This window comes from Cytophaga aurantiaca DSM 3654, from assembly GCF_000379725.1.
Lineage (GTDB): Bacteria > Bacteroidota > Bacteroidia > Cytophagales > Cytophagaceae > Cytophaga > Cytophaga aurantiaca.
Map to the genome: position 1 here is coordinate 19,453 of NZ_KB903635.1, position 15,546 is coordinate 34,998.

A 15,546-nucleotide genomic window follows, 5' to 3' on the forward strand; every position below is an offset into this window, starting at 1 on the left:
AATTTTTGTATGTAGAGTTTTTAACTCTATTAATAGGTATCAGATAGTGATGTAATACAATAGATTGAAATCTGTAAAATTTAAAAACAGTGAGTTTATAATATCGTATCTTTTCAACGTTACTTACATTATGTTATAAAGAGAATATTATGAAAAAGCTCGTATCCATTTTAGTCACAGCATTCATTGCAATTCTGATCTCATCGTATACATCTACGACGCTGCCTATTGAACTCATTCAGGCGATACAGGCTAAAAAGATCAGTGTGGTAGTTGTCTCTACCGGTGGACATTCCGGTAAGTGCATTGAATTGGAAATTAAAAACCTGACCAATGTTCCTTATACATTGACAGTAGCTGCCGGAACCGTTTTTATTCCGGAAGATGAAGGCGAACAGACTTTAGTGGTTCCGCAGAAGAATGTTTTTGTGCTGCAGCCTGCCGAAAATAAATCCATTGCTGTTGGCGGTTATTGCACTGAACTTTCAGACCGTTGTCCGCAGACGAGCTCAACGTTTACCATTGCTAAAAATACCAATCAGTCCCTAACAGATCTGATTCAGTTTATGACACCCTTACGCAATCTGGATGAGTCGCTTATTCAGCAATCCATCTGGTGCATTACGGATGAGCAGAGTCCTTCAAATGTTACCAGTGATAATGCAGCCAATGCAAAAGTATTAAGAGACTTTCTGTTTAAACGCACCGGACAAGCAGATACATGGTATACAACCAAACGTACGCCGGAGATTGCTCCTGATCGCAGCATTATAAACAATGCCATTGAGGTTACAGGTAAAATAGATATCAAAGCAACCAAGCCAATGGAATTGATCGGTGTTGTAAAAAATGAAGCCGGAGAAGTGGTGTGGACATACCCGTACAAAACATCTTTGCCTGCCGGAGATATTGTGTTTGATTTTGGTGTGAAAGTTAGAAACTGGAAAAAAGGCAACTACTTTATTATATACACCTGCGAAGGAGTGGAGCTGGTGAATCAGAAGTTTACGATCTGATCTTTGGGTATATTATTTCCGGATCGTTGGTTTTGATTTGAAAAGGAAGCATATTTAAGTATCAGCTGACACGTTTGAATGTATTGAATGAATTTTTAAAAATTATCTGTTTAATAATGAGTATCGAAAATTTAATATTCACAAAGATGAGGTTAACAAATATGAAAATTGTTTTCGTATTGCTATTAATAATTACAAGTTTTTCAGGATTTGCGCAGAAGTCATCTCCGATTGATATTCCTAAGGGAGTGGCTTATAAATACTGCGACTCGGTAACATATGAAAAAGCAAAAGTGTTGGTAATGCAAGAACTTACTAAACAACCAACCTATGAATTAACTGGGAAGGTAATGTTTGTAGGTCCTGTATTGTGGGCAAGATTTCAGAAAGTAAAAGAACTGAAGAAGATTGAAGGAGGGAACGTTACCATACTGATTGATGGAGGAAAAGTTGGTGCTAAGATGACACAAAGCGTTGTTGATAGCAAAAAGGTTTGGGATGCTCTTAGGAAGGAAATAGGTGCTCAGGAATTTAAACTCAGGAAAGCTACTTATGAAGAATTGCAATACTACTGGGCAGTTATTTCATTTGATATAGAAGAGCCATTGATTGTTGTTGAAACAAAAGATCATAATTATATTCTTAATTTGTCACCAAAAGATATGAAAATCATCTGGCTTGATGAGGCTCCTAAAAAAAAGTAGTTAGGGTGAAGTAGTCATTTATTGCAGAACACTTCTTAAATACATATGAAGAAGATATATTGTTTAATACTATTTGCATTCTGTTCTCAGGCATACGGTCAGATCCATCTTGATACAGCAACCTACTATTCTCATATTTCTAATGCAAGATGGGCTGATATGACGGATATTAAATGGAACGATAGTCTGCCTGGATACCCCTCGGGCATGGGGACATTATTAATAGACCGAAACCATTATTGGGTTTTTGATCCTCATTGTTGGGAAGTTCCATTGGCGTACAAAGTGCAAATAAAAGACACCCTGTTCATTTTACATGTTAAGGATAGGTATGAAAGGATGAAAATTAATTTTTATGTGTATGGATGGTTTCCGAATGATTCTACTATGAAAACAATTCGAAGTAAGCGTCGAATAAAAAAGTATAAACTGAAAGAATCGATTCCTGATACCTATAAAAGGTATAGCACCAAGTACTGAATCAAATTAATCTCATTAAATAAAAGAATGATAAGATGGAACGTGGGCGACACTCTTCATTTAATAAAATAATTCGGGTAGTTGAATAAATATCGGTAGACAATATATTCAAATTACATATGAAGAAGATATATTGTTTAATACTATTCACAGTATGTTCTCAGGCATACGGACAGATTCATCTTGATTCAGCAACCTATTATTCTTTAATAATGAAAGGTGTATGGATTGAAGAAGAAGTTGAATTAGAAAAGAATGTTGAACTGAATGATAGTCTGATAACAAATGAAATAAATTGGAGTAGAATGCGGATCGATTCTAAATATTATTGGTCGCAGGATAGTCAAATGGGAGTTTGTTTGTTTTTTCCATTGAAATACGAATTACAAATAAAGAACAATATTTTTATAATGCACATCAAGGATACGTATTTAGGTATGGAATTTGATTTTTATTTTTATGGATGGTTTGTTAACGATTCTACTATGCGAATAATTGAGAGTAGGCGCAGAGTAAAATTCAGCAAAATAAAAGAAGAGATGTATCAGACTTATAAAAATTACACGTTCAAGTCCTTATAGAGGGCAAATATTTTTAAATTCATGTGAATCATGTAATCCTTTTTAATGATCGTATAAAACTTTAATCCTGCATCAGTCCCATCTTTAGAGTATAGAAATTATTGAAACTATTTTAAGTTAGAATAATTTCTATGAACACAGAAACTAAACCGCTGGATTATGAAAAAGAAACTTAACAATAATGAAACGTTAGATAAAATTAAAGAAGAAAATCAGCAAGTGGATTTTCCAGGATATCCATTATACCCACCGGAAGATGATATTTATTACAGAGATGAAAAAATGGGCGATGTAGATCCGGAAGAGCCTTCTAAAAAGAAAAGAAGAAATGAAATTCCAGATATGATGAATGAGAAAGATTTTAAAGATGATATGTCCGGCAGCGATCTGGATGTTCCCGGTGCAGAATTAGACGATCAACAAGAAGACATCGGCAGCGAAGACGAAGAAAATAACTATTACAGTTTGGGTGGCGACAACCACGAAGATCTGGAATCGGATACGAGGGAAGAAAATGAATTGTGATAGCTTGCTATAAGATGTGATTTGTATGTCAGGACTATTAGTAGAGTTAGCAGCGCTCTACGAATGTTTGATAGAAGAGAGTATTTGACTCGATGTAAAAAAAAACGAGTCAAAGACTCTTTATTATTTGTAGATCCTTAGAGCGCTTTGCTAACTCTAAGGATAGAAAATGGTAAATTGAAATTATAGAGCATATATATTATTCATATGAAGATATTTATACCATTTATAGTACTATGCATTACGCTTACATGTCGAGCGGAATCGATCACCTGGGCTACTTTCGAGAGAAGTTGGGATGCGTATATTGCTCAGCCTACACATGAAAATGCAGTTAAAGTATACCAGCAATTGCCGAACGAACCATTAACGAAAGATCTTCCCAGGGAGGGATTGATCACTAAGATGTATGACGATTGGCCGCATGTAAGCAAACATATTCTCGCAGGAAATAAAGATGCTGTGGAAATTGGGTTTAAATTATATGCTGTTGTGGATGGAGCATTTAAAGAAGATGTAGGAACTGATCTAGGAAAACTGATCACATTAGATGCAACACTCTTTTTACAGGAACTGAAAAAGCACCGACAGCTCGTTCAAAATCTGGGTGGCATTGTTTGTAACTACGGAGAAGCATATGTAGATAACAAAGAACTTCAGGTTGAAGAAACAGATACAAGAATGCGATTGCTGGTGAATGTGAATGATCCGAAGCTTGAGGATGTAAAAGCAGAATGTTTAAAATTATTGATGGATAAAAAATAAAATAGAATAAAATCTATTCGTAGAGTTAGTAGTGCTCTACAAATATTGAATTTAAAAATATTCTTTAAGTAGATATAAATAATTGAAGACTATTTTGTGTTTGTTCAAGGGTCAAAAAAGAGATTTTTTTAAATATTTTTAATATAATACCTACAACTAGTCATATAATTAAAAAACAACAAAGTGTTATATTGCAGTATATTAAAATATATTTTATACTTAAAATAAAACATGCTATGAAAACAAAATTTCTTTTTTCTTCTGCAGTCTTTTTATTAATCTGTTTTTCGTCTTCTGCGCAAGTAATACTTGGGTGGAATAGTCCTCAGAGGTTTGTACAAATGGTTTTTAATCAAAATCAAATAAAGAAAGGGGCAGCTGAAACTTATACAAATCGTTCTACAGATCTAGTAGGCAATACTTTTTCATTAACATGCAATATTACTCAGCCATTGCAGGTTTATGACCCTATGGCTAACAGACCGGTAATTGTATTAGTTCCTGGAGGAGGCTTTGGCAGTATTGAAGATGCTTATTACCAATATTATGAAGAACAATATGCACGAATGGGCTATGTCGTTTTAAAAATCAATCGTTATAGATTATATCGGGATACATATTATGGGAATTATAGTTCTATAAAAAATGAGATTGAGGCAACTGCAAAAGACAAAAATGGAAAATATTCTGCATTTCCCGGTTTGGCAGTATATGTAGCCATGCAGGATGTGAATGCTGCTATCAAATACCTGGTAAATAAAAAAGATGTCTATCGTATTGATCCAACTAAAATATTTTTATTTGGAGAAAGTGCGGGTGCCGTTACTGTACAGGCGCTTGCTTTAACAAAACCATATTTTATGACAAATGAAATGGTCGACTTGTATAATTTACAAGGGTATGGAGGATTGGATCAGACATTGCATAGCGATTTGGTAGTAAAAGCGCAAAATAACGGTCTTGATTATACAATTCGAGGGGTATTCCCCATTGCGGGAACACTTATTAATGACGCATTATTACAGGCAGACGATAGGATGCCAATGTGGATGGAACAAAATACTAATGATGGTGTTGCATTGCAGCGAATACAGATTTATGAGACAGAACATAAAGATCCTAACAGTAGAAGTTCGATTCCATATAATGTTGTTATTAATAAAATTAAGAATATGAATATTCAAGGAGCAAATTATCCGTGTTCATATTATCTATTTACTACAACTACATCGTTTGATTATTGTGTAAGTAATGTTTGTCATTGTATGGATCCTACTAAATCTGGTTGGCAAAATGTCATTCGCCCAATGATTGGTACGTTTTGCAAAAGAATATTAAATGGTAATACAAGCTGTGATCCATCCTATTATAATGGAACATATTACTTTAATTTATTTTCTACTTCAAGTGTAAATGCACGAATAGGAAATGATTTGGATAATGAAGTATACGAAGAGGTTGCATTATCTGTATATCCAAATCCAACAAATTCACTTGTAACAATTAAAGGATTGAATCGTGATAATACAATTACAATAAAAGCATATGATGTATTGGGGCATGAAGTACTTTCTAAGGAAGTTGCTGCAGGTACATCTAATGAAGACTACATCTTGTCTCTGCAAGGTTTAAGTGCAGGTTGTTATTATCTGCACATTCCCAATCAAAGTACAGCTGCTGTGATTAAAATTATTAAAGTTGATTAAGTAGATTTGTTACTAATCATTAAAAAAGCCTCATTGATTACTAAAATCAATGAGGCTTTTTTTGAAAGGTACTCCAAAGAGTAGATTGCATAATCTCGGATCTATCCGTAGAGTTAGCGCAGCGCTCTACGGATGTTTAATAGAAGAGAGTCTTCGACTCGATATAAAAAGAACGAGTCAAAGACTCTTAATTATTTGTAGATCCTTAGAGCGCTGCGCTAACTCTAAGGATAGGAAAGGATAATCCCAATTTTCTATAAATCCAATAAATCTCAATCTAAAAAAGAAAAGTCCCGTCCCGATAGCTATCGGGACGGGACTCTCTTACAATTAAGCAATACGGGATGTTTTGCTATATCTTTATTTTGCAAAATTCACAGCACGCATTTCACGAATAACCGTTACTTTGATCTGACCAGGATACTGCATTTCTTTTTCAATCTTCTGTGCAATGTCGAACGATAAAATACCCGCTCTGTCATCGCTTACATTTTCTGCATCAACCATGATACGTAATTCTCTACCTGCTTGTATTGCATAACATTTTAATACACCATCAAATGATAACGCCAGCAATTCAAGATCTTTCAAACGTTTGATGTATTGCTCCATTACTTCACGACGAGCACCAGGGCGCGCACCGCTGATGGAGTCACAGATCTGAACAATAGGAGAGATAAGGCCTGTCATTTCGATCTCGTCGTGGTGAGCACCGATTGCATTGCAGATCTCTGCAGATTCTTTGTATTTCTTTGCAAGCTCCATACCTAAGATTGCGTGCGGCAATTCAGGTTCGTCCGGATATACTTTACCAATATCGTGTAACAAACCTGCACGCTTCGCAACCTTCGCATTCAAGCCAAGTTCAGAAGCCATAGTTGCACAAAGTTTTGCAACCTCTCTGGAGTGCTGTAATAAGTTTTGTCCGTAAGAAGAACGGAAACGCATACGGCCAACCAAACGGATCAACTCCGGATGTAAACCATGTATACCTAAATCGATCGCTGTACGCTCACCGATCTCAATAATTTCTTCGTCTAAGTGTTTAGCTGTTTTCGTAACAACCTCTTCAATACGTGCCGGGTGAATACGTCCATCCTGTACCAAACGGTGTAACGATAAACGTGCAACCTCTCTGCGAACCGGATCGAAACCGGAAATGATGATTGCTTCCGGTGTATCATCTACAATGATTTCTACACCTGTAGCAGCTTCAAGCGCACGGATGTTTCTACCTTCACGACCAATGATTTTACCTTTGATGTCATCGCTTTCAATATTGAAGATCGATACACAGTTCTCAACTGCATTTTCAGTAGCAGTACGTTGAAGTGTTTCAATAACAATTTTCTTCGCATCCTTTGTAGCAGTCATTTTTGCTTCATCGGTAATGCGTTTGATATAAGAAGATGCTTCTGTACGTGCTTCTTCTTTAATGGTATCCATCAATTGGGCTTTTGCTTCATCGCCTGTTAAGCCGGCAATTTTCTCAAGCTTTTCGATCTGAGAATGTCTTAATTTTTCAAGCTCTTCTTTACGCTTGTTTAGAATTTCTAATTGAGAAGAAAGGTTTTCACGCAAAGAATCCAGTTCAGCTTCACGACGGGTATTTGTTTCAATCTGTTTTGTGATTGTCTGTTCGCGTTGCTTGATCTTTTGTTCGTTCTGAATAATCAGGTTTTTCTTCTTGTTTGATTCGTCTTCGAACTCCGTTCTTAATTTTAAGAAATGTTCTTTCGCTTCAAGCTGTTTATCTCTTTTAGCTGTTTCAGCTTTCAATTCAGCTTCTTTTAAAATAAGATTTGCTTTATCTTTTGCTTCGGATTCGTGTTTTGAAAAATCTTTTTGGAAAATGAATTTTCCGCCTACAATACCAAGACCGATTGATACAACCGATGCGGCAAGGATATACATTATTAATTCAGACATGATGTTAGTTAGGGTTTAACAACAATCTCAGCAGATACTGAAGGTAGGAGGTAACAAATGCAAAAATACGATAGCCTATATAGCTAAAGCCTCTGAAAGAATGCGATCTATGTGCTCTATCTTATATTGTACGATAGATTCATTATCCGTGGTAATCTGGTCTGCTTTTAGTTTATCCATTACTGCATCAAATACAGTCATAGATAAAAGATCTTGTTTATCGTCAATTCCAAATTGCTCACGGAAATGTTTGAGCTTTTCATTTATTAATTTACCAGCTGCACGTATCCGTTCTTCCTCAGAAGCATCCACGCGCATCGGGTATTCGCGATCACTAATCCTGATTTTTATTGATAACTCTCCCATAGTTAGGGGATTAAATCAGTTTTATTCTTTGATAAAGGCAATGCATTTGTCAATCTCCTTGATATACTCATTGATCTTAAGCTTTAGCTCAGTCTTCTTATAAGTATCATCTGTGATTGATGTTACAATTTTACTTATTTTCTCTTGATTATGAAAGTTTCTCACCTCTTCTTCTTTCAGAATGATCTGATTTCTCAGCTTTTGGTTCTCTGATTGAAGTTCCTTGTGAGCAATCGCGAGATCTTTATGCGCAAGTGCCAATTTTAAAGCTTTCGCTTCTAACTGTTCCAAACGTTTTAAAATCTCAGCCGATCCAGACATAGCACAAATTATATAAAAACCTGTTATAAAACAACTCTAACTCCATTATTAAGTTCTACATGAACTCAAATAGCCAAAATGCTTTTATATCAGGCGTTTTACCTATTTACGAATAATCGTATTTAACTCTTTTTCAAAAGTCGCCATCAACTTGCTCATCGTAGCATCAATCACCTGATCTGTAAGTGTTTGTTCCTTATCCAGTAAGGTAAAGCTCAAGGAATACGATTTTTTACCGCTTTCAATGTGCTTTCCTTCATACACATCAAATACATTGATATCTGTCAAGATCTTGCGCTCAGTTTTTAAAGCCAGTTCTTTGATCTGCTCAAATGTAACCGAAGCGTCCAGTACCAATGAAAGGTCGCGGCGTACTTCCGGGAATTTTGAAATTTCAGTGTATTTGGATTTGTTTGAATACAATTCCAATAACAGATCAGCATCAAAGTTTGCAAACAGAACATCTTGTTTTACATCCGTGGCTTTCAGGAAAGAAGCAGATACATATCCGAATTCTACCAATGCCTTACCGCCGTTTTTATAAATAACACCTTTGGAGAATAATGGATTTGATTCAATTTCCTGAACTTGCGTAACAGCAATGTTTAACTTTTCAAGAACCTGAACAACGATTGTTTTCAGGTCAAAGAAGTCAACGGATTTTGAAACTGCGTTCCAGCTTTCTGCATGCTGATTGCCCGATAGGTATACAGCCAGCTTGTTATATTCTTTATATTTATTTCCTCTCTTGTGATATACTTTACCCCATTCAAACAGTTTTAGGTTTTTCTGACGTCTGTTGATGTTGTGGGCAATGGTTTCCAGACCTGTAAATGCAAGCGAAGAGCGCATGTAGGCTAGTTCTTCACTCAATTTATTTAGAATTGGAACGGCATCTTCACTGTTCGAAAGCATTTCAATGTACGAAGCTTTCGTTAACGAATTGGTTAAGATCTCCTGAAAGCCTTTAGCGATCAATGTTTGATCAACTAAGCTGTGTATACGATCAGAATCTTTTGCAGGGAATTCAGATAAGAATTCAGAACTTAAATGATCGCTTAATTCAATATTGTCGTAACCGTAAATACGTAGTACTTCTTCTACCAGATCTGCTTCACGCTGCACATCTACGCGGAAGGGAGGAATATCCAGTACAAGAAGATCTCCGTTACGGAATGCCAGTTTTATATCCAGTAAACTGATGATCTCAAGAATGCGGTCTGCAGGAATTTCTTTACCAATCATTTTGCAGATGCGTTGGTGTGTTGTTTCAATGCGGAACGGAGGGAAGGTCTCTGTTTGAGAATCTAAAATGTCTGAAGAGATTTCTCCGCCTGCAATTTCAACAATCAATGCTGCTGCCTTGCGAAGCGCTACCTTAGGCATGTTCGGATCGGTACCGCGTTCAAAACGGAAAGATGAATCGGTCTTTAAGCCATGCTTCATGGAAGAAGTACGCACGGTTTCAGGATTGAAGTATGCACACTCTAAGAAGATATGACGGGTATTGTTTTTTACTCCTGAATCCAGACCACCGAATACACCTGCCAGACACATAGGTTCAGAAGAATTGCATACCATCAGATCTGTTTCCAGTAATTTACGCTTCACACCGTCAAGCGTAACAAATTCAGTACCTGCAGGAAGGTTTTTAACAACAACGGTATGGCCTTTTATTTCATCCAGGTCATACGCATGCAGCGGCTGACCAAGGCTGTGCATTACATAGTTGGTTGCATCTACTACATTGTTGATCGGATTTAATCCAATGGAACGCAAACGTGTTTTAAGCCACTCCGGCGAATCTCCGATCTTTACACCTGAGATGCTGAGGCCTGTATAACGTGGACAGCCTTTTGTATTTTCAACTTTTAATGTAATGCCGCTTGCCTTAAAGCCCGGCTGAAAGTTTTTAAGATCTACTTTTTTCAGTGCACGGTTAAGCAATGCACGCAGGTCACGTGCTACACCTAAGTGTGATGCGGCGTCTGCACGGTTAGGTGTTAAACCGATCTCAAAAATAGAATCTACTTCAATATTGAAATACGATTGAGCAGAAGTGCCCGGTTTGATTTCTTTCTCAATCACAATGATGCCATCGTGCGATTTGCCCATGCCCAGTTCATCTTCTGCACACAACATGCCTTCAGAAACTTCGCCGCGTATTTTTGATTTTTGTATTTTAAAAGGCTCTCCTTCGGATGGATATATGGTTGCGCCAATCGTTGCAACAACAACAGTTTGTCCGGCTGCAACATTTGGTGCGCCGCACACAATATTCAAAGGTGTTTCACCGCCAACATCAACAGTTGTTTTTCTTAATCTATCTGCATTGGGATGTTGTTCACACGTCAATACTTTTCCAATAACAATGCCGACAAGTCCGCCTTTGATACTTTCGTAGGTCTCTACTTTCTCAACTTCTAATCCGGAATGGGTTAATAAACGAGCAATCTCTTCAGGAGATTCTGTTAAATCTATATAGTCTTTTAGCCAATTATAAGAAATGCGCATGTATTTATTCTATGTTATAACGTACAAAAATACGGAATAAAGTGAGATTTTGGCATATATTTCAATATAGAATTGAATAATGCAGGGCTGGTTGATTTGTAAAAAGAGCTTTTCCGATTGAGCAGATAGGGGTGACTAATATCATTTTTCAGGAAAGTATTTCGTAAACGTCTGAATAATTTGGTTAGGTGTTGATTTTAAAGGATATCTAAAAAACTTTACTGTTAAATTTGAATTAAATTGTAGCTTTAAATCCGCAAGTGAAATTAAACATATGCCTGAAAAAAAAGCTGCTAAATTTGATGATCTGGAACCCAGGTACCAGGCAATTGTAACAAATGCTGTAGACGGCATTATTACGATCAACGAAAGTGGTACAATGGAATCAGTAAATCCGGCGGCATTGGAAATTTTCGGATATGAGCAGGATGAAATGCTCGGGGCAAATATTAAAATGCTGCTTCCGGAAAGGGAGCAGGATGAAGATAAAGGCGCAACCAATTGTTATGTGATCGGGCAGCACAGTATTGGCAGAGGACGAGAGGTAATCGGCAAACGTAAAAATGGGACAATCTTCCCCTTTTTATTAAGCATGAGTGAAGTTCTTCTTGCTAACAAAAAAACATTCATCGGGATTGTTCATGATATTTCAGAATTAAAAGAAGTAAAAGAAGAATTGGTAAAAGAGAAGGAATTAAGTGAATTGAAGTCACGGTTTGTAACAATGGCTTCGCATGAATTTCGTACGCCTCTCAGTGCTATCTTATCTTCTATATCACTCATTGCACGGTATAATGAAAATGACGATACCGATAAGCGTTTAAAACATGTAGGCCGTATCAAATCTTCTGTTGATAATTTAACTACCATATTAAATGGTTTTTTATCATTAAGTAAACTCGAAGAAGGAGTAACGGTTGTAGATGCCGTTGCGTTTGATATAAGAGACCTGACAGAAGAAGTTAGTGACGAATTGAATGGGATTTTAAAGAATAGACAGCAGATTGTTTCTAAGCATACAAGCGATACACAAACCGTATACTTAGATAAAAGTTTGCTTCGCAATATTATGCTAAATTTAGTTTCTAATGCGATCAAATATTCGAAAGAAGGTAAAAAGATACAGATTACAACTACGATTGAAAACAATCAATTAACATTGATCATTCAGGACGAAGGCATTGGTATACCTGCTTACGAACAGAAGTATATATTCAGTCGGTTCTTCCGGGCTCAGAATGCAACAAGCATATCGGGTACCGGACTGGGTTTGAACATTGTTAAAAAATATTTAGACTTGATGAATGGTACAATTACATTCACAAGTAATCATGAGGGAACAACCTTCACTGTACAAATACCATTATAATTACTAAATGCATGAAATTAATATTAGTTATTGAAGATAATTTTGACGTAAGAGAAAATATAGTAGAGATATTAGAGCTTGCTAAATACACGGTGATCACTGCAGACGACGGACGAAGAGGGGTTGAAATGGCACAACAGGAAAAGCCGGATCTCATAATTTGTGATATCATGATGCCGGAACTGGATGGTTACGGTGTGCTGCATATATTGTCAAAATCTCCGAAAACTTCCGCTATACCATTTGTTTTTTTAACAGCGAAGACTGAACGGAATGATATCAGAAAGGGTATGAATCTGGGCGCGGATGATTATTTAACAAAACCTTTTGATGATGTGGATCTGCTGGATGCTGTTACCATACGATTGCGCAGACATGAGTTGATTAAGAAAAATTCGTTAAGCGATCTCAATACAATTAATAAATTAATGTTGGAAGCGAAGGATAAGGAAGGCCTGGAAACATTGATCTCAAATCAACGCAAAGTTAGTGCATTCAAAAAGAAACAGCAGTTGTATGCAGAAGGAAAACCTGCAAGTGCATTATTTTTTATTGTGAGGGGAAGGGTAAAGACCTTTAAAACAAATGATGAAGGTCGCGAATTTATTACCGGATTGTATGGTGCCGGTGAATTTTTGGGATATCAGAACATACTTGAAGGTGCGATATATACAGAGTCGGCTATGGCACTGGATGAAACAGAGATCTATATTATTCCTGCCGAAGAATTTTTTGCAGTATTGTCGAGTAGCAAAGAAATTTCAAATGCATTTATTAAAATGCTCTCTGATAATTTAATTGAAAAAGAAGAGCGCTTATTGCAGCTGGCATTTAACTCAGTTCGTAAACGTGTGGCTGAGTCATTGCTCATGTTGTATTCGAATTTTCATAAAGAAGACAAAACAGATGAATTTACAATTGCATTATACAGGGAAGATCTGGCAGCATTAGCAGGTGCTTCAAAAGAAACAGTGATTCGTACCTTGTCAGATTTTAAAGATGAAGGATTGGTACAGATTGCAGGAAGTAAAATAACAATTGTGAGTATTGAAAAGCTGCAGCGGATGAAAAATTAATTGAGAATTTCTAATCCGCTGCAGTTTTGAATGCACATACCGATCGTGAAAATAGATCGATCGAAGGATCTAATTCTTAGGAAATAATTATTTTTTTTAATTAATTGCATTGCAATATAAATAATTGAACTTCGATATTGAAACATCATTTTATTGTACGGGTTTTCTATATTTTATCAATAGCTATAACTTTTTAATTTTTATGAAAATATATGTGAATGATACCGGCGAATCAACTATTACACATTACGAAATAGGAGAGGAATATATTCGCATCAAGTCCAAAAATGAGCTTGTAGAATATAATGTTGCCTGCAACCCCAAGGGGATGATTGAAGAAATGAAAGTGCTGGCAAGAAAGGGGAAGGGGTTGTCTCGATATGTTCAAAGACAGAAAGCAAAGAAGGAAATAATTGAGAGATATGGGATATATGAAAGATTTAAAAAAATCTTCTCATTCGTATAAAAAGATACATTTCGCTTTAGAAAAAACAACTACGGATCTGTATATTGTCTGCGTAGCAAATTATTTTTTGAAAAATATTCATATTGCTTGTAACATTTTATAGGGGATGTCTGTCTCACCGATATAAAACCTATAAAACTATGAAAAGACTTATTTTTGTTCTGTGTCTTCTTGCTTGTTTAAGCGCATGTAAAAAGGAGCATGTTGAGCCAATACATAATAGCTCAGGCACTAAATTATCCAAGGAGGATAAACTGCCCAAAAAGGTTATAACGTTTGGTATTGATGGTTGGTATCGTCCAACTAATATTCAACTTTTTACATATAATGCTCAAGGTTTAGTCACTAAAATGTGTATGTATGATTCAATAAGAACAGATCACCAGGATTCTATTGTGTATACATACAATTCAAGCAATCAGTTATCAAGTAAAATCTATTATATTGATGATAATGTGAATCCTCAATATTCCGGTTATATCAGACCACAAATATATACATACAATAATCTGGGGAAACTTGCAACATTTCAGGATTATGATACAATGTATGTATATAATTACACGGCTACAGGAACGGTTGATTATATAATCAGGACAAATATCGCACATACATTTCAGGATAGTATTCAAATGAATTCCAGTTCTGCATCTATATTTACAGGTAAAGGAGAAGGAACACTCGGTTCATCTCATGATTACGGTGGCAACTTAATCGAATTTTTTAATAACACGGAGAATGGAGTTTATCCATTTAAGGGAATATTTGTTGATCCGGGTATGGAGACTAGTACGTCGGTTTGGAATTCGGGTACTGTGAATGGCATTAATAAAGAAATAAAATTTCAAGATGAAGTAGCTTCTACTATTATACCGATCGGACAAGCAGGATATGTGAACATGTATCCAAGAACTACCCCCTATAAGTATGCAACGCATGCAGAATATCTTGTAGGCCCTCTCTTTAATTATCGATATTTCGATGCTTCCTATACCTTCGATACATATGGTCGTTTGACTAGTATTGAAGCGGAAGTCACAGGCATGCCGGTATATTACGGTGAACCATTGAGCCAGTTTATAATTATAGGTCATGAGTATTATACAAAAACAATCTATTATTAATTGGATTGAGATCGGTAAAAGACATACATGTGGTACTTTACTTTGATTATGTAAAGTGAAGAATCACATGATTTAAATGGTTCCGAAAATTTGAGATAGCAAGCAATCAGAATATAGCTACATGTTGCATAAACGTTACAATCAGTCGGTGGAGGAGTACAACAATCGGGTTTGCCGGTTTGTTGATAAACTCGTGCGCGATACCGTTGTTGCGAAAGACATCACGCAGGAAACCTATCTGCGTTTATGGGAAAAAAGAGCGAGTGTTAATTTCGATAAAGTTCGTGCGTGGTTATTTACTACAGCATACCGGCTGAGTATGGATCATCTGAATAAACAGAAACGATTTGACAACTTCGATCAATTGCCCGAACGATGGATCGAGCAGGAAAATACAGACTTGAAAAAAATAGTCAATGATTCATTGGCATTATTAACGGATCAGCAGCGATCCATTGTGTTGCTGAAAGATTATGAAGGATACAGTTATCAGGAAATAGGAGAGATACTGACTCTCTCGGACTCACAGGTGAAAGTGTATTTATTCAGAGCGCGTCAGATAATTAAAAGTTACATCGGAGATTTACGTTTGGTTTTATAAGGC

General features: G+C 36.2%; 16 protein-coding genes. 12 read left to right on the top strand and 4 right to left on the bottom strand.

Going from position 1 to position 15,546, the window contains the following annotated elements:
• Nucleotides 1-149: 149 nt before the first annotated feature.
• The 7 genes from A3EE_RS0109455 (at nucleotide 150) to A3EE_RS0109485 (ending at nucleotide 5,777) form a co-directional block, all read left to right on the top strand.
• Nucleotides 150-1,016, top strand: a complete 867-nt coding sequence (locus A3EE_RS0109455) for a hypothetical protein (protein ID WP_018343201.1) — start codon at nucleotides 150-152, stop codon at nucleotides 1,014-1,016.
• A 161-nt stretch (nucleotides 1,017-1,177) separates the two neighbouring features.
• The gene (locus tag A3EE_RS0109460; protein WP_157446960.1) at nucleotides 1,178-1,720 is read left to right on the top strand and encodes a hypothetical protein; all 543 of its coding nucleotides are present in this window, start codon (nucleotides 1,178-1,180) and stop codon (nucleotides 1,718-1,720) included.
• 45 nt (nucleotides 1,721-1,765) lie between these two features.
• Nucleotides 1,766-2,200 carry a hypothetical protein gene (locus A3EE_RS0109465; protein WP_018343203.1) on the top strand — a complete coding sequence of 145 codons (435 nt, stop codon included), beginning with the start codon at nucleotides 1,766-1,768 and terminating at the stop codon, nucleotides 2,198-2,200.
• A 119-nt stretch (nucleotides 2,201-2,319) separates the two neighbouring features.
• Complete coding sequence (locus A3EE_RS0109470; protein WP_157446961.1) at nucleotides 2,320-2,781, top strand: hypothetical protein; 462 nt, start codon at nucleotides 2,320-2,322, stop codon at nucleotides 2,779-2,781.
• A gap of 159 nt (nucleotides 2,782-2,940) precedes the next feature.
• Entirely contained in the window at nucleotides 2,941-3,306 is a 366-nt protein-coding gene (locus A3EE_RS0109475; RefSeq protein WP_018343205.1) for a hypothetical protein, read from the top strand.
• A 207-nt stretch (nucleotides 3,307-3,513) separates the two neighbouring features.
• Nucleotides 3,514-4,071: a hypothetical protein gene (locus A3EE_RS0109480; protein WP_018343206.1), complete on the top strand. Its 558-nt coding sequence runs from the start codon at nucleotides 3,514-3,516 to the stop codon at nucleotides 4,069-4,071.
• Nucleotides 4,072-4,307: 236 nt separating this feature from the next.
• Nucleotides 4,308-5,777 (top strand): T9SS type A sorting domain-containing protein, encoded by a 1,470-nt coding sequence (locus A3EE_RS0109485; RefSeq protein ID WP_018343207.1) that lies wholly within the window; start codon nucleotides 4,308-4,310, stop codon nucleotides 5,775-5,777.
• Nucleotides 5,778-6,137: 360 nt separating this feature from the next.
• Here the strand turns inward: A3EE_RS0109485 and rny are convergent, their stop codons facing one another.
• The 4 genes from rny to pheT all read right to left on the bottom strand — a co-directional run bounded on the left by rny (nucleotide 6,138) and on the right by pheT (nucleotide 10,907).
• Complete coding sequence (gene rny / locus A3EE_RS0109490; protein ID WP_018343208.1) at nucleotides 6,138-7,706, bottom strand: ribonuclease Y; 1,569 nt, start codon at nucleotides 7,704-7,706, stop codon at nucleotides 6,138-6,140.
• Between the two features lie 75 nt (nucleotides 7,707-7,781).
• A complete protein-coding gene (locus A3EE_RS0109495) occupies nucleotides 7,782-8,072 on the bottom strand; it encodes a cell division protein ZapA (RefSeq protein ID WP_018343209.1) in 291 nt (96 codons plus the stop codon).
• Nucleotides 8,073-8,093: 21 nt separating this feature from the next.
• Nucleotides 8,094-8,393 (bottom strand): hypothetical protein, encoded by a 300-nt coding sequence (locus A3EE_RS0109500; RefSeq protein ID WP_018343210.1) that lies wholly within the window; start codon nucleotides 8,391-8,393, stop codon nucleotides 8,094-8,096.
• A 102-nt stretch (nucleotides 8,394-8,495) separates the two neighbouring features.
• Nucleotides 8,496-10,907 carry a phenylalanine--tRNA ligase subunit beta gene (gene pheT, locus A3EE_RS0109505; protein ID WP_018343211.1) on the bottom strand — a complete coding sequence of 804 codons (2,412 nt, stop codon included), beginning with the start codon at nucleotides 10,905-10,907 and terminating at the stop codon, nucleotides 8,496-8,498.
• A gap of 274 nt (nucleotides 10,908-11,181) precedes the next feature.
• On the opposite strand from pheT, the gene A3EE_RS0109510 reads away from it, so the two are divergent.
• The 5 genes from A3EE_RS0109510 (at nucleotide 11,182) to A3EE_RS0109530 (ending at nucleotide 15,543) form a co-directional block, all read left to right on the top strand.
• Nucleotides 11,182-12,276 (top strand): PAS domain-containing sensor histidine kinase, encoded by a 1,095-nt coding sequence (locus A3EE_RS0109510; RefSeq protein ID WP_018343212.1) that lies wholly within the window; start codon nucleotides 11,182-11,184, stop codon nucleotides 12,274-12,276.
• Between the two features lie 11 nt (nucleotides 12,277-12,287).
• Complete coding sequence (locus A3EE_RS0109515) at nucleotides 12,288-13,352, top strand: response regulator (protein ID WP_018343213.1); 1,065 nt, start codon at nucleotides 12,288-12,290, stop codon at nucleotides 13,350-13,352.
• 202 nt (nucleotides 13,353-13,554) lie between these two features.
• Nucleotides 13,555-13,818, top strand: coding sequence for a hypothetical protein (locus A3EE_RS20340; RefSeq protein ID WP_018343214.1), 264 nt, complete (start codon nucleotides 13,555-13,557; stop codon nucleotides 13,816-13,818).
• Between the two features lie 140 nt (nucleotides 13,819-13,958).
• Entirely contained in the window at nucleotides 13,959-14,942 is a 984-nt protein-coding gene (locus A3EE_RS0109525; protein WP_157446962.1) for a hypothetical protein, read from the top strand.
• Nucleotides 14,943-15,063: 121 nt separating this feature from the next.
• Complete coding sequence (locus A3EE_RS0109530) at nucleotides 15,064-15,543, top strand: RNA polymerase sigma factor (RefSeq protein ID WP_018343216.1); 480 nt, start codon at nucleotides 15,064-15,066, stop codon at nucleotides 15,541-15,543.
• Nucleotides 15,544-15,546 lie beyond the last annotated feature (3 nt).

Excerpts from the sequence above, each read along its gene's own strand:
- A3EE_RS20340 (WP_018343214.1), top strand. The coding sequence starts at position 13,555 with ATGAAAATATATGTGAATGATACCGGCGAATCAACTATTACACATTAC.
- A3EE_RS0109485 (WP_018343207.1), top strand. The coding sequence starts at position 4,308 with ATGAAAACAAAATTTCTTTTTTCTTCTGCAGTCTTTTTATTAATCTGT.
- A3EE_RS0109495 (WP_018343209.1), bottom strand. The coding sequence starts at position 8,072 with ATGGGAGAGTTATCAATAAAAATCAGGATTAGTGATCGCGAATACCCG.
- A3EE_RS0109475 (WP_018343205.1), top strand. The coding sequence starts at position 2,941 with ATGAAAAAGAAACTTAACAATAATGAAACGTTAGATAAAATTAAAGAA.
- rny (WP_018343208.1), bottom strand. The coding sequence starts at position 7,706 with ATGTCTGAATTAATAATGTATATCCTTGCCGCATCGGTTGTATCAATC.
- A3EE_RS0109460 (WP_157446960.1), top strand. The coding sequence starts at position 1,178 with ATGAAAATTGTTTTCGTATTGCTATTAATAATTACAAGTTTTTCAGGA.
- A3EE_RS0109470 (WP_157446961.1), top strand. The coding sequence starts at position 2,320 with ATGAAGAAGATATATTGTTTAATACTATTCACAGTATGTTCTCAGGCA.
- A3EE_RS0109530 (WP_018343216.1), top strand. The coding sequence starts at position 15,064 with ATGTTGCATAAACGTTACAATCAGTCGGTGGAGGAGTACAACAATCGG.
- A3EE_RS0109525 (WP_157446962.1), top strand. The coding sequence starts at position 13,959 with ATGAAAAGACTTATTTTTGTTCTGTGTCTTCTTGCTTGTTTAAGCGCA.
- A3EE_RS0109510 (WP_018343212.1), top strand. The coding sequence starts at position 11,182 with ATGCCTGAAAAAAAAGCTGCTAAATTTGATGATCTGGAACCCAGGTAC.
- A3EE_RS0109465 (WP_018343203.1), top strand. The coding sequence starts at position 1,766 with ATGAAGAAGATATATTGTTTAATACTATTTGCATTCTGTTCTCAGGCA.
- pheT (WP_018343211.1), bottom strand. The coding sequence starts at position 10,907 with ATGCGCATTTCTTATAATTGGCTAAAAGACTATATAGATTTAACAGAA.
- A3EE_RS0109500 (WP_018343210.1), bottom strand. The coding sequence starts at position 8,393 with ATGTCTGGATCGGCTGAGATTTTAAAACGTTTGGAACAGTTAGAAGCG.
- A3EE_RS0109480 (WP_018343206.1), top strand. The coding sequence starts at position 3,514 with ATGAAGATATTTATACCATTTATAGTACTATGCATTACGCTTACATGT.
- A3EE_RS0109455 (WP_018343201.1), top strand. The coding sequence starts at position 150 with ATGAAAAAGCTCGTATCCATTTTAGTCACAGCATTCATTGCAATTCTG.
- A3EE_RS0109515 (WP_018343213.1), top strand. The coding sequence starts at position 12,288 with ATGAAATTAATATTAGTTATTGAAGATAATTTTGACGTAAGAGAAAAT.